This window comes from Sphingomonas sp. PP-F2F-G114-C0414 (assembly GCF_003688595.1).
Lineage (GTDB): Bacteria > Pseudomonadota > Alphaproteobacteria > Sphingomonadales > Sphingomonadaceae > Sphingomonas.
The window spans coordinates 650,081-667,584 of the sequence record NZ_RCWT01000009.1 but is presented as its reverse complement, the minus strand read 5'-3'; the positions used below and the strand labels follow the sequence as shown (position 1 = coordinate 667,584).

The 17,504-nt window shown below is 65.5% G+C and carries 16 protein-coding genes; 8 read left to right on the top strand and 8 right to left on the bottom strand.

Annotation, left to right across the window (positions count from 1 at the left end; translation table 11 throughout):
* Nucleotides 1–146 precede the first annotated feature (146 nt).
* The 5 genes from C8J47_RS03645 (at nt 147) to C8J47_RS03625 (ending at nt 5,060) form a co-directional block, all read left to right on the top strand.
* Nucleotides 147–1,103 carry a DNA topoisomerase IB gene (locus C8J47_RS03645; protein WP_060526812.1) on the top strand — a complete coding sequence of 319 codons (957 nt, stop codon included), beginning with the start codon at nt 147–149 and terminating at the stop codon, nt 1,101–1,103.
* Nucleotides 1,104–1,114: 11 nt separating this feature from the next.
* The gene (locus C8J47_RS03640) at nt 1,115–2,281 is read left to right on the top strand and encodes a mechanosensitive ion channel family protein (protein ID WP_121884452.1); all 1,167 of its coding nucleotides are present in this window, start codon (nt 1,115–1,117) and stop codon (nt 2,279–2,281) included.
* 130 nt (nt 2,282–2,411) lie between these two features.
* The gene (locus C8J47_RS03635) at nt 2,412–2,870 is read left to right on the top strand and encodes a MaoC family dehydratase (protein ID WP_121884451.1); all 459 of its coding nucleotides are present in this window, start codon (nt 2,412–2,414) and stop codon (nt 2,868–2,870) included.
* A gap of 131 nt (nt 2,871–3,001) precedes the next feature.
* Nucleotides 3,002–4,180: an acetyl-CoA C-acyltransferase gene (locus C8J47_RS03630; RefSeq protein WP_121884450.1), complete on the top strand. Its 1,179-nt coding sequence runs from the start codon at nt 3,002–3,004 to the stop codon at nt 4,178–4,180.
* Nucleotides 4,181–4,577: 397 nt separating this feature from the next.
* Entirely contained in the window at nt 4,578–5,060 is a 483-nt protein-coding gene (locus C8J47_RS03625; protein WP_121884734.1) for a pyridoxamine 5'-phosphate oxidase family protein, read from the top strand.
* 39 nt (nt 5,061–5,099) lie between these two features.
* On the opposite strand, the gene C8J47_RS03620 is transcribed toward C8J47_RS03625, so the two are convergent.
* Nucleotides 5,100–6,332 carry a polyhydroxyalkanoate depolymerase gene (locus C8J47_RS03620; RefSeq protein WP_121884449.1) on the bottom strand — a complete coding sequence of 411 codons (1,233 nt, stop codon included), beginning with the start codon at nt 6,330–6,332 and terminating at the stop codon, nt 5,100–5,102.
* A gap of 162 nt (nt 6,333–6,494) precedes the next feature.
* Here C8J47_RS03620 and C8J47_RS03615 point away from each other — a divergent pair, with 162 nt between their 5' ends.
* Nucleotides 6,495–8,270 (top strand): ABC transporter transmembrane domain-containing protein, encoded by a 1,776-nt coding sequence (locus C8J47_RS03615; protein WP_121884448.1) that lies wholly within the window; start codon nt 6,495–6,497, stop codon nt 8,268–8,270.
* On the opposite strand, the gene C8J47_RS03610 is transcribed toward C8J47_RS03615, so the two are convergent.
* Entirely contained in the window at nt 8,267–8,605 is a 339-nt protein-coding gene (locus C8J47_RS03610) for a TfoX/Sxy family protein (protein WP_121884447.1), read from the bottom strand. The genes C8J47_RS03615 and C8J47_RS03610 overlap by 4 nt on opposite strands.
* A gap of 108 nt (nt 8,606–8,713) precedes the next feature.
* Here C8J47_RS03610 and C8J47_RS03605 point away from each other — a divergent pair, with 108 nt between their 5' ends.
* Nucleotides 8,714–9,871 carry a trans-acting enoyl reductase family protein gene (locus C8J47_RS03605; RefSeq protein WP_121884733.1) on the top strand — a complete coding sequence of 386 codons (1,158 nt, stop codon included), beginning with the start codon at nt 8,714–8,716 and terminating at the stop codon, nt 9,869–9,871.
* On the opposite strand, the gene C8J47_RS03600 is transcribed toward C8J47_RS03605, so the two are convergent.
* Genes C8J47_RS03600 through rnr form a run of 3 tightly spaced genes read right to left on the bottom strand, consistent with a single transcriptional unit; the run spans nt 9,872 to nt 12,781 of the window.
* Entirely contained in the window at nt 9,872–10,213 is a 342-nt protein-coding gene (locus C8J47_RS03600) for a hypothetical protein (protein WP_147454269.1), read from the bottom strand.
* Nucleotides 10,203–10,499, bottom strand: coding sequence for a hypothetical protein (locus tag C8J47_RS03595; RefSeq protein WP_121884445.1), 297 nt, complete (start codon nt 10,497–10,499; stop codon nt 10,203–10,205). Before C8J47_RS03595 ends, C8J47_RS03600 begins: the two co-directional genes overlap by 11 nt.
* 50 nt (nt 10,500–10,549) lie before the next feature.
* On the bottom strand, nt 10,550–12,781 hold the full coding sequence (rnr, locus tag C8J47_RS03590; protein WP_121884444.1) for a ribonuclease R: 2,232 nt from the start codon (nt 12,779–12,781) through the stop codon (nt 10,550–10,552).
* A gap of 228 nt (nt 12,782–13,009) precedes the next feature.
* On the opposite strand from rnr, the gene C8J47_RS03585 reads away from it, so the two are divergent.
* A complete protein-coding gene (locus tag C8J47_RS03585; RefSeq protein WP_235529827.1) occupies nt 13,010–13,282 on the top strand; it encodes a hypothetical protein in 273 nt (90 codons plus the stop codon).
* Between the two features lie 225 nt (nt 13,283–13,507).
* Here C8J47_RS03585 and C8J47_RS03580 read toward each other — a convergent pair whose 3' ends face one another.
* The 3 genes from C8J47_RS03580 to C8J47_RS03570 form a co-directional block, all read right to left on the bottom strand.
* A complete protein-coding gene (locus tag C8J47_RS03580; protein WP_121884443.1) occupies nt 13,508–14,227 on the bottom strand; it encodes an SPOR domain-containing protein in 720 nt (239 codons plus the stop codon).
* Nucleotides 14,227–15,951 (bottom strand): arginine--tRNA ligase, encoded by a 1,725-nt coding sequence (argS, locus tag C8J47_RS03575; RefSeq protein ID WP_121884442.1) that lies wholly within the window; start codon nt 15,949–15,951, stop codon nt 14,227–14,229. The genes C8J47_RS03580 and argS overlap by 1 nt, the downstream gene beginning before the upstream one ends.
* A 396-nt stretch (nt 15,952–16,347) precedes the next feature.
* Nucleotides 16,348–17,502 carry a DUF1501 domain-containing protein gene (locus C8J47_RS03570; RefSeq protein ID WP_121884441.1) on the bottom strand — a complete coding sequence of 385 codons (1,155 nt, stop codon included), beginning with the start codon at nt 17,500–17,502 and terminating at the stop codon, nt 16,348–16,350.
* Nucleotides 17,503–17,504: the final 2 nt, after the last annotated feature.

Here is a 17,504-nt window from a genome sequence, read left to right as displayed (position 1 = left end):
AAGCGCAGCCCGCCTCGTTCCGGAACGATGCGCCTTCCCGAACATTTGCAGAGATAGTCAGAATCAGACGCCCCCAAGGGACCACCGCATTGCCCACCAAGATCGTGTATTCCGACGACTCCAAGCCCGGCATCACCCGCAAGAAGATGCGGAACGGCTGGGGCTATTGGGATGCCAAGGGCGAGCGCATCACCGACCGCGACGAGATCGACCGGCTGAACGCGGTCGGCCTGCCCCCCGCCTACCGCGACGCCTGGTTCTGCCCCAAGCCCAACGGCCATATCCAAGCGGTCGGCTGGGACGAGAAGGGGCGCAAGCAATACCGCTATCACCTGGGTTTTCGCGAAGCACAGGAAGCCGCCAAGTACGAACGTTGCGCCGATTTCGGCCACGCCCTCCCCAAGATCCGCAAGGCGGTCGAGGCCGATCTCCGTAAACGCTCGCTGACCCGTGAACGCGCGGTCGCCGCGGTCATCCGGCTGCTCGACGGCGGCCATATCCGCATCGGTAACGAAGCTTATGCCGAGGCGAACGAAAGCTTCGGCGCGACCACGCTTCGCAAGCGCCACGGCGAAGTGAAGGGCTCGACACTCAAGCTCCAGTACAAAGGCAAGTCCGGCAAGATGCGGACGCTCAAGATCACCGACCGCTCGCTCAGCAGTTTCGTCAAGAAATGCCAGGACCTCGACGAACAGCACCTGTTCGCCTGGCTCGACGATGCCGGCGTCGCGCACCCGGTCACCTCGACCGACGTGAACTGCTACATCCGCGATGTCACCGGCACCGATTTCACCGCCAAGAATTTCCGCACCTGGGCTGCCAGCGTCGCCGCGTTCGAGGCACTCGCGTCCGCCGAGCGGGACCTGAGCCTCAAGACGATGCTCGAACCCGTCGTGGCGCGGCTCGGCAACACCCACGCGATCGCGCGGAAAAGCTATGTCCACCCGTCACTGATCGCGCTGGTCAAAACTGGCCAATCAACTTTCCGCAAGGCGCTCCGCCTCCCCCGCGCCAAGCGCTACATGAGCCGCGAGGAATGTGGCCTGATCACCTTCCTCGAAGCCGGCACGCCCGCTGTTGCGACACTGGCCAAAGCGGCCTGACGAGTATTTCCATGACCAACACCACTGCCGCCGCCAAGCAACCGATCTTCGACGCGGGCGACGTCGGCGACCAGGCGCAGGGCTTCGTCACCGCGAGCTTCGCCTGGGTCCAGGCCTATTGGCTCCAGATCCTGATCGCATTCGGGATCGGCGCGGTCATCGTGATCGTCCTCCACACCGCGCGCCGCTTCGGCAGCAAGCTCTGCGAACGCCCGCGCGCGCTTAACGGCTGGGGTATTGTCGTCGGCAAGGCAATCGCGCGGACCGGCAATTTCTTCATCGTCATGCTCGCCGCAAAGCTGGTCGCGGGATACTCCGCTGCCCCCGGCGAGGTCGCGACGACGATCAACTTCCTCTTCACCGTCGCCGCGGTGTTCCAGGCCGCCGTCTGGGTCCGCGAGATCATCCTCGGCGCGATCGAGCACCGCACCCAGTCCGAACATTATTCGGGCGAAGCTTTGCTCTCGGCGATGGGCCTGATCCGCCTGCTCGTCACGTTCGTGGTGTTCGCGGTCGCGCTGGTCGTCGTGCTCGACAATCTTGGGGTGAACGTCACCGGCCTTGTCGCGGGTCTCGGCGTCGGCGGCATCGCGATCGGCCTGGCGGCACAGGGCATCTTCGCCGACCTGTTCGCCGCGCTCGCGATCATCTTCGACCGCCCGTTCCGCCGGGGCGACTCGATCAGCTACGACACCGCCTCGGGCAGCGTCGAGGCGATCGGCCTCAAATCGACCCGCATCCGCGGCATCGACGGCGAGGAGCGCGTGATCTCGAACAAGAACCTCCTCAACAAGGAGATCCTCAACAACACGCAGCGCAACCACCGCCGCGCGAAGTTCGTCATCGGCGTCACCTATTCGACGCCCCCCGAAGTCTGCTCGCGCATCCCGGCGATGCTGAAGGAGATCGTCGAAGCCAACGACAAGATTTTCACCCGCGCCGGCTTCACCGGCTTCGGCGCGTCGAGCCTCGATTTCGAGATCCAGTTCGACAGCAAGGGGCCGGATTACGCGAGTTTCTACGACGGCCGCACGGCCGTCGGCATCGCGATCCTGAAGCGCTTCAACGACGAGAAGATCGAGATCGCCTTCCCGACGCAGGTGAACATGATGGCGGCACCCGATGGATCGGTGGTCATGCCCTATCCCGAACGCAAAGCGGCCCGCGACGAAGTTTAGAACATCGGGTTCGCGCTTCCGCCTGAGCGAATACGGGTTTTTCCTCTTTTAGGTTGGTCGAGGCTTGCAGGAGCCTTACCGACATGCCTAGAGACGCCCAGCGTTCAGCGCCAACCATAAGGGGAATGCCGTGGCCACGATCACCACTGCCGAAATGCAGGCCCGCATCGGCACCGAGACGGTTTCCGACTGGGTCGAGGTGACGCAAGCCATGATCGACAAGTTCGCCGATGCGACCGGCGACCACCAGTTCATCCACATCGATCCCGCACGCGCGGCGCAGACCCCGTTCGGCGGCACGATCGCACATGGTTTCCTGACGCTCTCGCTGATGCCGCTGCTGTCGTCGAAGGTCCCCGATGCGCCGACCATCGAAGGCGCGAAGATGGGCGTCAATTACGGCGGCAATTCGGTCCGCTTCCTGACGCCGGTCCGCTCGGGCTCGAAGGTACGCGGCCGCTTCAAGCTGCTCTCGTTCGACGAAAAGCGACCCGGCCAGTGGCAGCAGGCCAACGCCTTCTCGGTCGAGATCGAAGGCCAGGAAAAGCCCGCCCTGATCGCCGAATGGATCAGCCAGATCTTCGTCTAAACTAATTCCCCTCCCGCTTGCGGGAGGGGTCAGGGGAGGGTCCGAGATAGCCGCAATTGCGCCGGCCGCTCTGGCCACCCCCTCCCCCAACCCCTCCCGCAAGCGGGAAGGGAGCAGATAAGGATATACTCATGCGTTCAGCCGTCATCGTCTCCACCGCCCGCACCCCCATCGGCCGCGCCTATCGCGGCGGCTTCAACAACACCCCCGCCCCCACGCTCGCCTCGCATTCGATCAAGGCCGCGGTCGAGCGCGCCGGCATCGACGGCGCCGAAGTTGACGATGTAGTCTTCGGCTGCGCCCTCCAGCAGGGTCACCAAGCCGGCAACATCGCCCGCACCTCGCTGCTGCGCGCCGGTCTCCCCGTCACCGTTTCGGGTATGTCGGTCGATCGCCAGTGCGCGTCCGGCCTCATGGCGATCGCCACCGCGGCCAAGCAGATCATCACCGACAACATGGACATCACGATCGGCGGCGGCGTCGAGAGCATCAGCCTCGTCCAGACCCCGCAGATGCGCGTCGCGCCCGATCCCCAGCTGATCGCGATGCACAAGGACGTCTACATGCCGATGCTGCAGACCGCCGAGGTCGTCGCCAAGCGCTACGGCATCAGCCGCGACGCAATGGACGCCTACGCGCTCCAATCGCAGCAGCGCACCGCCGCCGCGCAGGCCGCGGGCTATTTCGACGCCGAGATCATCCCCGTCGACGCCAACATGGCGATCGTCGACAAGGCGACCAAGGAAGTCACGTACAAGGACGTGACGATCACCAAGGACGAGGGCAACCGCGCCGACACGACGTTGGAAGGGCTCCAGTCGCTCAAGCCGGTGATGGGCCCCGACTTCACGATCACTGCCGGCAACGCGTCGCAATTGTCGGACGGCTCGTCCTCCTCGGTGCTGATGGAAGAGAAGATCGCCTCGCAGCGCGGTCTCCAGCCGCTCGGTCGCTATGTCGGCATGGCGGTCGGCGGCACCGAGCCCGACGAAATGGGCATCGGCCCGGTCGTGGCGATCCCCAAGCTGCTCAAGCGCTTCGGCCTCAAGATGGACGATATCGGCCTGTGGGAGCTGAACGAGGCGTTCGCGGTGCAGGTCCTGTATTGCCGCGACCATCTCGGCATCCCCGACGAACTGCTCAACGTCAGCGGCGGTGCGATCTCGATCGGCCACCCCTACGGCATGACCGGCGCCCGCGCGACCGGCCACGCGCTGATCGAAGGCAAGCGTCGCGGTGCGAAGTATGTCGTCGTCACGATGTGCGTCGGCGGCGGCATGGGCGCAGCCGGGTTGTTCGAAGTGCTGTGACCTTGCAAGGTATCCGGCAAAGGGATATTTAGAGTTCGGCGAAGGACATTCTCGCCTTTCTGGGAGCCTCGACCGTTGCAGCGGTCGGGGCTCTAATACGTTTGGGGCTTGGCTTGCAGGCCAAACCCCGCCCGTGTGCTTATCCTCGACGTGCCACTTCGATGATCTTCACGACCAAGGTCGCAAAGGCGAAGAGCACGCCTAGTATCAGACACAGATCGGTGAGAGACATTCTCGATCCTTTCTGGTCGACAGCAGAACTGCTGCCGCCGCCACCGTGACGCGTCGCATGCGCTTTCACCAAGCAGCATCGCATACGCCGATCCGGCCGCCCCCGCGCAACCAACCTCCGCCCCGCCCGTTCTCAGTGGCAATCCAAGCCAATAGGAGAATGACGATGGCCGACAAGGATACCCCGCAGGAAGTCGCAGCGAAGTTCATCGACAAGCTGAAGGCCAGCCCGTTCGTGATGATCGGCCTCAATGACGGCGAGCATTCCGAGCCGATGACCGCGCAGATCGACGACGATCAGCCCAACACGCTGTTCTTCTTCGCCGGCCGCGACAACCGCATCGCCAAGGGTGGCGCGGCGATGGCGCAGTTCGTCGGCAAGGGCCATGATTTCTTCGCGTGCATGGCGGGCGACGTCTCGACGTCGAACGACCGCACGCAGATCGACAAGCTCTGGAACAACCAGGTCGAGGCATGGTTTCCGGGCGGCAAGGAAGACCCCAACCTGACGCTCCTGCGCTTCGACATCGACAGCGCCGAGCTTTGGGAAACCGATATCTCGGTCGGCGGCCGCCTCAAGATGCTGTTTGGCGGCACGATCCGTTCGGACGAGTCGAGCAGCCACGCAGTGGTCAACTCGATCGCCTGAGCCGATTTTGGGCAGCCCGTACTGGGCTGCCCTTTTTTCTTACCCGTTCGCGGTGATGAACTCTTCCACTACCGGCGCGATCTTCTCCCGCCAGCGCGAGCCGTTGAAGATGCCGTAATGGCCGGCCCCCTCCGCCATGAGGTAGCGCTTCTTCTCGTCGGGTAGCGCGGTCGCCAGCGTCAACGCCGCCTTGGTCTGGCCCAGCCCCGAGATATCGTCGCGCTCACCCTCGACCGCGAGCAGGCCGATGTCAGTGATCGCCGCAGGATCGACCAGCCGACCCCGATGCGTCATGATCCCACGCGGCAGCGCATGGTTTTGGAACACGACGTCGATCGTCTGGAGATAGAATTCCGCGGTCATGTCGCAGACCGAGCGGTATTCCTCATAAAAATCCTGGCTCTGCGACGCGCTCTCGCCGTCGCCCTCGACGAGATGCTTATACATCTCCCAATGCGAGACCATGTGGTTGCCCAGGTTCATCGACATGAATCCGGCGAGTTGCAGGAAGCCAGGATACACCTTCCGCCCCGCACCCGGATAATTGCCCGGCACCGTCGCGATCACGTTCTGCTCGAACCACGCATGCGGCCGCTCGGTCGCCAGCGTGTTCACCGCGGTCGGGGCTTCGCGCGTGTCGACGGGACCGCCCATCATCGTCAGCGTCTTCGGACGGCACGGGTTCTTGTCCGCACTCATCAATGCGACGGCGGCGTAGCAGGGGACCGAGGGCTGGCAGACGGCCAGCATGTGCGTGCCCCCCTGCCCCTCATTCGCGCCGATCGTCTCCAGATATTCGATCAGATAATCGATGTAATCGTCGAGATCGAACCGCCCTGCCGACAGCGGCACGCTGCGCGCGTCGCGCCAGTCGGTGATGTAGACGTCGGCGAACGGCAGCATCCGCTCGACCGTCCCGCGCAGCAAGGTCGCGTAATGGCCCGACATCGGCGCGACGATCAGCAGCTTCGGACCGTCCTCCCCACCCTCGCGCACGAAGCGCTTCAGCTGCCCGAAGTCCTTCCGCAGCACGATCTCCTCGCGCACCGCGACCTCACGACCGTCGATCGTCGTCGTGTCGAGCCCGAACGCTGGCTTCCCTCGCGTCGCATTCGCGTGTGCGAACACCTCAAGCGCCGATGCGACCACCGTGCCGCCGCCCAAATAGGCGAACGGGTTTGCCGGATTGTTCAGCATATCCGCGCCGAAGCTCGCCATCTTGCTGGCGCCGGCCATCATCGAACGCTGGAATTCATAGGCATCGTAGAGCATGCGGTATCCTCTCGCCTCATCGGGCTTTGCACGGTGGTAACGCAATTTTGCCGCAGTGCAACGCGCGATCGACGGCCACTCCGTCCCGCGCGACCGGATCACCGCTCTCTGCGACGCCCGGTTCTCGTTGAGCGCCACCCCCGCCACTGCTAGGCACCGCGCATGGCCAAGCCGATACCCGAAGAGAAGACGTCCCGCCGGATCGGCGATCTCGCGATGGTGTGGCGTCACGCCTCCCAATATCCTCGCCAGATCGCGTTCGCCGGCCTCGCGCTGATGATGACCTCGGCGGCGACGATCGGCATTCCGTACGGGTTCAAGCGCGTCATCGACCGGGGCTTCGGCCCCGGCGCGGGCGGGTCGGTCGCCAACTCGTTCCACTATTTGTTGATGATCGTCGTGGTACTCGCGCTCGCGACCGCGGTGCGCTTCTATTACGTCTCGTGGCTAGGCGAGCGCGTCGTCGCGGACATCCGCACCAACGTGCAGCGCCACCTCCTCCGCCTGACGCCGCGCTTCTTCGAGGAGAACCGCCCGTCCGAGATCGCCTCGCGCCTGACATCGGATACGGCGCTGATCGAACAGGTCGTCGGCAGCACGGTATCGATCGCACTCCGCAACACCTTCACCGGCATCGGTGGGCTGATCTACCTGTTCGCGATCTCGCCGAAACTCGCGGGCATGCTGATGATCGGCATCCCGCTGATCATCCTGCCGATCGCCTTGCTCGGCAAGCGCGTCCGCAACTACTCGCGCACGTCGCAGGACCGCGTCGCCGACGTCGGCTCGATCGCCACCGAAACGCTCGGCGCGATGAAGGTCGTGCAGGCATTCGGCCAGGAAGACCGCGAGGCCGCGCGGTTCGCGTACGCGGTCGGCGCGACGTTTGCTGCGGCTCGCGCCCGGATCATGCTCCGCGCGGTGATGACGGCAATCGTCATCGGCCTCGTCTTCGGATCGATCACATTGGTCCTGTGGGAAGGTGCGATCGACGTAGCCGCCGGCCGCATCAGCGGTGGCGCGATCGCCGCGTTCGTCCTGACCGGAGGCATCGTCGCAGGCGCGTTCGGCGCGTTGACCGAGGTCTATGGCGACCTATTGCGCGGCGCCGGAGCAGCCGGACGCCTGTCCGAACTCCTGCGCGAAAAGCCCGAGATTGCCGCGCCCATTAACCCGGTCGCCCTGCCCCAACCGCCACGCGGCGCGCTCGCGTTCGAAGGCGTGCAGTTCCACTACCCGACGCGCCGCGACGTCGCCGCGCTCAACGGCTTCTCGCTCGACGTGAAGCCCGGCGAGACGGTCGCCGTCGTCGGCCCCTCGGGCGCGGGCAAGACGACCCTCTTCCAGCTGGTCCAGCGCTTCTACGACCCCGACGCCGGCCGCGTGACGCTCGACGGCATCGACCTCCGCGAGGCCGACCCGGCGGAAGTCCGCGCACGGATCGCAATGGTCCCACAGGAAACGATCATCTTCGGCGCCTCGGCCCGCGACAACCTCCGCTACGGCGACTGGTCCGCGACCGACGACCAGCTCTGGGCCGCCGCCGAAGCCGCCAACGCCGCCGAATTCCTGCGCAAGCTGCCCGAAGGCCTCGACACGTTCCTCGGCGAAGGCGGCGCACGGCTGTCGGGCGGCCAGCGCCAGCGCGTTACGATCGCCCGCGCGCTGCTCCGCGACGCGCCGATCCTGCTGCTCGACGAGGCCACCAGTGCGCTCGATGCCGAAAGCGAGCGGCTCGTGCAGGAAGCGCTAGAGCGGCTCATGGCGAACCGTACCACACTGGTCATCGCGCACCGCCTAGCGACCGTACGCGCGGCGGAGCGGATCATCGTGATGAGCGATGGTCAGATCGTCGAGGAAGGCTCGCACGCGTCGCTAATGACCAACAGCGGGCTCTACGCGCGGCTCGCCAGCCTGCAGTTCAACGAGGCCGCCTAGACCTTCTTGAGCTTGGACTTCTTCGGTTTCGGCATCGGCAGTTCCGCGGTCGAGATACGGACGAGTTCGGCCAGCCAGTCGGCGTCGTCCCAGCGATCGGCATCGACCAGCAGGCACGGTTTCGCCCCCGGATACGGCGACGCTTCGTCGATCGCCCCTGCGAACGCGCGGCCACCCGGGGTCGGCTTCACGAACAGCTGGTCGTCGCAGATCAGCGCGACCATTTTGCCGTCGCAATAGACGCCGTATTCGCCGAACATCGGCTTTGCGGAGACCTCCCCCGCCGCAGCGAGCTGATCGACGATGAACGCGACGGTCTTGGGATCGGATGCCATCGGGCGATCCTCGCAGATCGTCGCGGCCTTGGCGAGCCACCCCGACGACGGCGTTTCACTTGCGATGCCATGACTGCGCGCGCAAACTCGGCAAAACAGGAGATGGATATGCGCGACTTCGACATCGTCATCTACGGCGCGACCGGGTTCACCGGCCGGCTCGTGGCGGAGTATCTCGTCCAGACTTATCCCACGGGCGTTAGGTGGGCGATGGCGGGGCGATCGCTCGCGAAGCTGCAAGAGGTCCGCGACCTGATCGGAGCGCCTGCCGACATATCGCTAATCACCGCCGACTCCGACGATCCCGCCAGCCTCCGCGCCATGGCCGAACGCGCCACCGTCGTCATTTCCACGGTCGGACCGTACCAGCTCTACGGTTCCAACCTCCTCGCCGCTTGCGCCGCGACCGGCACCGGTTACGTCGATCTGTGCGGCGAGCCAGCCTGGATGCGCCACATGATCGACGCGCACGAAGGCGAAGCGACGCGGACCGGTGCGCGCATCGTGTTCTCCTGCGGCTTCGACTCGATCCCATTCGATCTCGGCGTGCTGACGTTGCAGGAGGCGGCAAAGGCCAAATACGGCGCCCCAGCACCGCGCGTGAAAGGCCGCGTGCGGAAAATGCAGGGCACGTTCTCGGGCGGCACCGCGGCCAGCCTCAAGGCGACGCTGGCTGCCGCCGCGCGCGATCCCGGCATCGTCAAGCTGCTGACCAGCCCGTTCGCGCTGACGCCGGGCTTCAGCGGACCGCACCAGCCGACCGGGTTGCTCCCCGAATACGATACGACCCTCTCGGCCTGGGTCGCACCGTTCGTGATGGCGCCGATCAACACCAAGAACGTCCACCGCACGAACTTCCTGCTCGGCGAGGCCTATGGCGCGGACTTCGTCTATGACGAGATGATGGTCGCCGGCCTCGGCGATCTCGGCAAGGTAGCGGCCGAAGCGATCGCCAAGTTCAATCCGTTCTCGGGCGACAAGGGGCCGAAACCCGGCGAAGGCCCGTCGAAGGAGGAGCGCGACGCCGGCCATTACGACCTTCTGTTCGCAGGCATCATGCCCGACGGCGAGCGGATCGACGCGGTCGTCACCGGCGACCGTGATCCCGGCTATGGCTCGACCAGCAAGATGATCGCCGAGGCGGCGCTGTGCCTCGTCCAGGACGTGGAGGGCGATGGCGGGATCTGGACACCGGGTGCGCTGATGGGGGCGAAGTTGCGCGACCGGCTGGTGGCGAAGGCGGGGCTGACCTTCACGGTCGGGTGATCAACCGCGGAAAAACCGCGTGGCGATCCAGGCAATCAGCACCGAGACGATGATGGCGATCGGCACGGCGAGACGTCGGCGTCGCTCGATCGCAGCATAATGCGCGTCGAGATCGAAGTAAAAGCGGCCTGGTGCGGTTTCGCGGACGATGCCGTTGGCGCGCAGCCGATCGAAAGCCGCCTGCTCCCAGGCATCACGCGGTAGGAAGGCGATCGCATCGTCGGGTCCGATCGCGTGTCGCGCCAGAAACAGCCCCGGGATGACTCCGCGGATCCGATGCGGTCGCAACGCCATCGGCATGCCGGATGGAGTCAGATTTACCGGCGAGAGCTTATTCGGCAAGCGCGAAGACCGTCGCCGCCGCCGCAACGCTTGCAGCGACGCCCGATACCCCGACGATCGCTGCGGCTCGAAGTCGTACCGACGCGCGAAATGCGCCAAGTTTGCGGGCGTCGAGATGGTAACGCCCGGCCCCGTCGTCGACGATCGCGCCATAGACTCGAAGTTGGCGAAATATCCGCGCGTCGTTCGCGACATAGGGGATCGCACGATCAGCCGACGTGGCCCGTGCCGCAACGAAATCCTTGACGATCCGTCGACGCGATCGGCCTAGAATAAGTCCCCTCATACTCTTCCCCCCGCGCCGATCTCGCATAGCGCGGGGGGTTTGCGCAAATCCTAACGTCGCTTGCCTTGGTGGCGGATGTTCGCCGGGCGACCACGTCGCTTGATCTCGCGCACCGGCTTGCGGCCGCCCCGTGGAGGCTGTGCGGCCCCCTTCCCCTCGGGCATCTCGAAGCGCAGAGCGCCCGAAACCGGGTTCGCCTCTGCCAAGCGCAACTCCAGCGTCTGCCCTTGCGCGAAAACGTCGCCACTATGCTCGCCGGTCAGCGTCCGCGCGCCCTCGTCGAAGCGGAAATACTCGCCGCCCAGATCACGCACCGGCATCAGGCCATCGCCCCCGATCCCCTCGACCGTCGCAAAGAAGCCGAAATTGGTCACGCCGGTGATCCGCACGTCCATCACCTGGCCGATGCGCTCCGACAGGAACGCCGCGACATAGCGATCCGTGGTGTCGCGCTCGGCCTCCATCGCGCGACGCTCCAGCCGGCTGATGATCTCGCCGACCGACTCCATGTTGGCCGCATCGTCCGCCGGCAACCCGCCCTCGCCAAGGCCGTAGGCGGACACCAGCGAACGGTGGACGAGCAGATCGGCATAGCGCCGGATCGGCGAGGTGAAGTGCGCGTAACTGCCGAGACTGAGGCCGAAATGCCCGTGGTTGCCGGGCGCGTAATAGGCCTGGGTCTGGGTGCGGAGGATCTGCTCCATCACCTGCGGCCGGAAATCCGCGTCGCCGATCCGCTCGATGATATGGTTGAACGTCGCCGGACGAACGACCTGCCCGAGCGCGAACGGCACGTCGAACGTCTCGAGATATTCCTTCAGCCCCGCCAACTTCTCGCGGCTCGGCGGCTCGTGGATGCGGTACATCACCGGCGCCTTCTTCGCCTCCAGCGCCTTGGCGGCGGCAACGTTGGCGGCGATCATGTAGTCCTCGATCAACCGGTGCGCATCGAGCCGTTCGCGCGGCGACACCGACATGATCCGTCCCTGCTCGTCGAGCACCACGCGACGCTCCGGCAAATCGAGATCGAGCGGCGCCCGCGCATCCCGCGCTTTGGCCAGCGCATGCCAGCAAGCCCAGAGCGGCTGCAATACGCTCAGCATATCGCCGCGCTCGTCCACCACCGGCGGTGTGGCGTCGATGATCGCCTGCGCTTCTTCATACGCCAAGTTCGCCGCGATCCGCACGACCGCGCGCGTGAACCGCCATGATTTGAGCGAACCGTCCTTGCCGATCCTGAGATGGCATGCGAGCGCCGCCCGGTCCGCGCCCTCCTTCAGCGAACATACCTCCGCCGACAGGATCTCGGGCAGCATCGGCACGACGCGGTCGGGGAAATACACCGAGTTCCCGCGCCGCCGCGCCTCGCGGTCGACCTCGGACTTCGGCCGCACGTAAAAGCTGACATCGGCGATCGCGACGATCGCCTTCCAGCCGCCGGCGTTGGAGGGATCGTCATCCGCCTCCGCCCACACCGCATCGTCGTGATCGCGCGCATCCTCAGGATCGATCGCGACGATCGGCAGGTCGCGCAGATCCTCGCGGCCCTCCCCTAGCGGCAGTTTCGACACCCGTTCCGCCTCGTCGAGCGCCTCCTGCGAGAACACGTCCGGAATGCCGAGCTTGTGGATCGCGATCAGCGAGAAACTGCGCGCCGCAAATGGATCGCCCAGCTTCGACACGACGCGTGCCGCGATCTTGGGCGGTTTACCCGCGAGTTCCGCCAACACCAGATCGCCCGGCGCCGCGCCACCTGCGTCCGCAACCGCGAACTCGCGCCGCTCGCGCTTGTCGACACCGGTCAGCCACAGCCGCCCCGCCTCCTCGCGCAACACGCCGAGCACCTGCTCGGAGGCAGGCGCGAGCACCTTCATCGGATGCGCGATCCAGCCGTTCCCGGCCTCCTCGGTCCGCGCCAAAATGCGTTCGCCGACGCCAAGCGCACCACGTTTCCGTTCGCGAACGCGCAGGCGTGGCGGCGGTACGCCTTCCGCCTCCCAGCGCTCCGGGACCGCCCAGACGTTGCCGCCGTCGTCGACATCGGCGATCCGCAGCACCGTCACCTTGGGGATGCCGCCCATCTTGTGGAACGCGCGACCGGGGGCACTGTCGATCAACCCCTCGTCGGCCATGTCCTTCAACAACGCTTTGAGCCCGATCTTGTCCTGCGCGCTGAGCCCAAAGCCCTTGGCGATCTCGCGCTTGCCCGCGGGCACGTCGGAGGTGGCGATGAAGTCGAGGATCTGCTCGCGCGTCGGAAGACCGGCTTTTGGTTTGTACATCGCACACAGATAAGCACGCCAACCCGTTCCGTCACCCCGGCTTCACTCGGACCGACAGCATCCGGAAGGAATGGAAGATAACTTATCCGGTACGGGATTGACGCTGAAAACGCCTGCCGACCAGGAGGACAGTCCTCCAGTTTCGAGCAATCGGTACGCCATTTTTGGCTTTAGGGCTTGCAACGGGTCCAGATGGGCATAGTCTACTGAAAACATTGAAGGAGAGGCATGATGGCAACGCCCCTGAAGCTCGAAGCGGACCCCGAGGACAAAAACCTCGTCATCCTGCAAAGCCTTATCTGCCTCCTGCGAGAGAAGAACGTTCTCTCTCGCGCGGATATCGAGGAGCTGTGCGACAAGGTTCAGGCCCGGGTCGCCAATCACGATAGCGATCCACTTCCTTGCCAGATGAACGGCGCGCTGGCCGCAGCGACCGAAGTCGCACAGATCGGCGATTATATCGGGCGCAAATACGGTGGAAAGCATCGTCGCGTGGTGTGATGCCCTAGCGAGTCGTCAAGCCAGGCGAAGACGATCGACTGTGCGATAGCGTCGCGCGACCGCAACGCGCCGCGCAACCTCAAGCAGAGCGCCGTGCGCGAGGCCGGTCGCACCTTGGCGGTGTTATTATGCCACCGAAACCGCGCGCAACAAATATATCTATGACAACCGGCGTTCAGCCAGGGTCTGCGGAAAACAGTAAGCTCCCGCCGATCGCCACAGCTCTTAGCTGGCGACGAAGCAAGTCTCGCCAGCGACCCGCAACCGGCCACAGATATCCGCCGCCTGGTTCGCGCTGCCCGCGTTCACGCGCAAACGATACAGGGTCCGACCACCCGTCGCGACCGGCTGGACCGACTTGCCGAGCGCACCGACATACGCGAACCGCTTCGAGAAGTTCGTCCAGGCCGCGTTGGCGACTGCTTCGCTTGGATACGCACCGAGCTGGACCAGCGAACCGCCAGTAGCCGCGCCAGCGCCACTCGGCTTCGACGCTGACAGCGGTGCCTTGGCGACCAGCCGACCACCCGATGCGGGAACCTGTGCGACCGCGTTGCGGCCCGCTGCGTCGTCAGCCTTGGCCGCGGCCGCACGCTTGCCGTCGACCGGCGCTTCCGGCACGCCGCGCAGATCGATCGCGCCGTTGCCCGACTTGCCCGCACTGGTCGCGATCGCCGAGTCGCCCTCGCCCTTGACCTTCAGGCCGCCGGCATCGTCGGGCTTGACCTTGTAGTCGCCTTCCTGCGCGGCGATCATCTGGCCATCGCCGGTCGGCGCGCGCTGTTGCAGCTTGTAGATGCCGAAGATGATCGCCGCGAGCACCGCGAGACCGAGCACGACGAGCGCAATGACGCGGCCGATGCCAACGGTTTCCTGCTCGTCCGGTTCGACGGTTTCGAGCCAGGGGAGCCGGTCTTCCTCGCGCAGATCCATGTCTTCGGCCATCACTTCATCTCCGAAACCGCTTCGACACCCATGATGGCGAGGCCGTTATGAATAATCTGCCCTATAGCGGACGCCAAGAAAAGCCGTGCCGCGGTCGCCTGTGGATCCTCGATCACCAGGAAACGACGGTCAGGACGGTCGTTTCCGACATTCCACAGCGCATGGAACGCAGCCGCCAAGTCATAGAGATAGAACGCAATTCTATGCGGTTCGCGCGCGGTCGAGGCGATCTCGACGAGCCGGGGGAACTGCGCCGCAAGCTGTACGAGCGCCAGTTCGTCCGTATCAAGCCGGGACAAATCCGCAGAAATAGGCGTGATTCCGGCCTCTTCCGCACGCCGATGCAGCGATGCGATGCGGGCGTGCGCGTACTGGACGTAGAAAACCGGGTTGTCCTTCGACGCCTCGACCACCTTGGCGAAGTCGAAATCCATCTGCGCATCGGACCGGCGAGTCAGCATCGTGAAGCGCACGACATCCTTGCCGACCTCGCGCACGACATCGGCCAACGTGACGAAATTGCCCGACCGCTTCGACATCTTGACCGGCTCGCCGTTGCGCAGCAGCCGGACCATTTGGACGAGCTTGACGTCGAACCGCGTCTTGCCGCCGGTCAGCGCCGCGACCGCCGCGACGATCCGCTTGACCGTGCCGCCATGATCCGCGCCCCAGATGTCGATCAGTTGGTCGGCGCTCTGGCTCTTCTGGAAATGATAGGCGAGATCGGCGCCGAAATAGGTCCACGACCCGTTCGACTTCTTGATCGGGCGATCCTGGTCGTCGCCGAACTGCGACGAGCGGAACAGCGGCAGCTCGACCGGCTCCCAATCGTCGGTCGTCTCGCCCTTCGGCGCTTCGAGCACGCCGTCATAGACCAGATCGCGCGACCGCAATTCCGCCTCGGCTGCCTCAGGCTTCTTCGCAGCCTGAAGTTCGGCCTCCGACGCGAACACCTCGTGCTCGATCCCGAGCAAGGCCAGATCGGCACGGATCATCACCATCATCGCGGCGACCGCCTGCGTGCGGAAGATGACCAGCCATTCGCTCTCGGGCGCGCCGACGTAGCGGTCGCCGAACTCCTTCGCGAGCGACTGGCCGACGGGGACGAGATAGTCGCCCGGATACAGGCCCTCGGGGATCTCGACGGTTTCGCCGAGCGCCTCGCGGTAGCGGAGGTGGACCGAGCGCGCGAGCACGTCGACCTGACCACCGGCATCGTTGACGTAATATTCGCGGATCACCTTGTGGCCGGCAAATTCGAGCAGGCTGGCAAGTGCATCGCCGACCACTGCACCACGGCAATGCCCCATGTGCATCGGACCGGTCGGGTTTGCCGAGACATACTCGATGTTGACGGTGATCCCGTCGCCCTGCTTCGACCGGCCGTAGTCGGCGCCCGCCTCGGGAATCGCGGCGAGTTCGGCGCGCCAGGCGTCGTCCGTGAGCTTCATGTTGATGAAGCCGGGTCCCGCGACGCTCGCCGAGGCGACGTCATCGAGCTTCGACAGTTCGACGACCAGCGCATCCGCGAGCACGCGCGGATTGGTCTTGGCGGGCTTGGCGAGCACCATCGCGGCGTTGGTCGCGAGATCGCCGTGGCTCGTGTCGCGCGGCGGCTCGACCGTAACGTTCTTGCGGTCGAGACCAGCCGGCAGCATCCCCGCCGCGGTCAGCGTGTCGAGCGCCGCATCGATATGCGCGGCGAAACGGGTGTAGAGCGTCATGGCAGTCCCGGTACGTCAAGGAAACGCGCGCTCTAGACCATCGCGGCTTTGCGCTCAATTTTAATCCCGTTGGAGGGACGGGTGATACGTGTCGACCAGTCCCACCGTCATTCCCGCGAAGGCGGGACGCCATACTGGCTAGCCAGGCGAGGTATAGCTGCCGTCCCGAGATATGGGTCCCCGCCTCCGCGGGGATGACGGATGGGATGGGGCACATGTTTAGCCCCCCCGTCATCCTGACGAAAGTCAGGAGCCAGGGTTATAAAGGGCGACATGTGGTACTCTGGGTCCTGACTTTCGTCAGGATGACGGACTTGGTGAAGGTTGCGGCTCTTCCGGTAAAGAAGCGCGGGCGAGCGGCGACTCGGTCGGGCGCATCTACAGCCCCCCCAACACTCAGACCCGCACCAGCCCTTCAACCACCGCCGTCCTTGCGCTCGCAGGAAACAACGCGGCCATCGCACGGGCTGGCTCGACGCCGAAATGCGACGACACCGCACCGCCGATGAACGCGTCGAGTTGCATCGTCGGTTTCAGATCGCGTGCCTCGTACAGCGCGGCGGGCGCGAGGCCCGGCCAGTCGGACACTACCCTGCCCCCTTTCACGCCGCCGCCGAACAGCATCGCCGATGTCCCCGTGCCATGATCCGTCCCCCCGGTGCCATTGACCGCGACGGTCCGTCCGAACTCGGTCGCGACCAGCACCATCGTGTCCGCCCATAACGGCCCCAGCCCCGCCTGCAGCGATGCGACCATCGCGTCGAGGCCCTTCAATTGCGCGGTCAGCCGGCCGCGTTGGCCGGTGTGCGTATCCCAGCCGCCGGTCTCGATCATCGCGATCCGCGCGCCGGTGTCGGGCTTGAGCAACCGCGCGGCGAGCGCACCGGTCGCAGCCGCATTGCGCCCGCCGTCCTGCGCGAGATCGCTGGTGAGTTGCCGCGTCGCCATCGCCTCGCTCCACAGGCCGTGCAGTTGCTGGTCGCCCTCGTACAACATCGCGACGCGTTGCAGCAGATCGTCGGACGCGTCCGGCAGGCTCGACGGCGCATAGGACGCCACCTCGCGCCGCCCCCGCAGCGCCATCGGCACGGTCGCCGCGACCGCGATTGCGCGTGCCTCGTCCGCAGGCAGCACGCCGAGCAGCCGGTTGAGCCAGCCGTCGCGGACCTGATACGCGCTGACCCCACCCGTTTCGAGCACGTTCTGGCCGTCGAAATGCGACCGATCCCGGTAGGGCGACGCGATCGCGTGCGCGAACAGCGCCTGGCCTTGTTTGTAGAGCACGGCACTCGCGGTCATCGCCGGGTGCAGCGTGAACATGCCGTCGAGCTTGGCGCCCGTCGCAAAGTCCGCCGCGAGATCGCCGCGCACGCCCGCAAACGCCGGATCGCCGACCGCACCGATCGTGCCGAGACCATCGGCCGCGCCGCGCTGGATGATGAAGACGAACCGCTTGTCGGTCGCCGCGCGCGCAAAGGCGATGCGAGGCGCGAAGGCGGACGCCAGCACGCCAAGCGTCCCGGTGGTGAGGAAGGAACGACGGTCGAGCATGA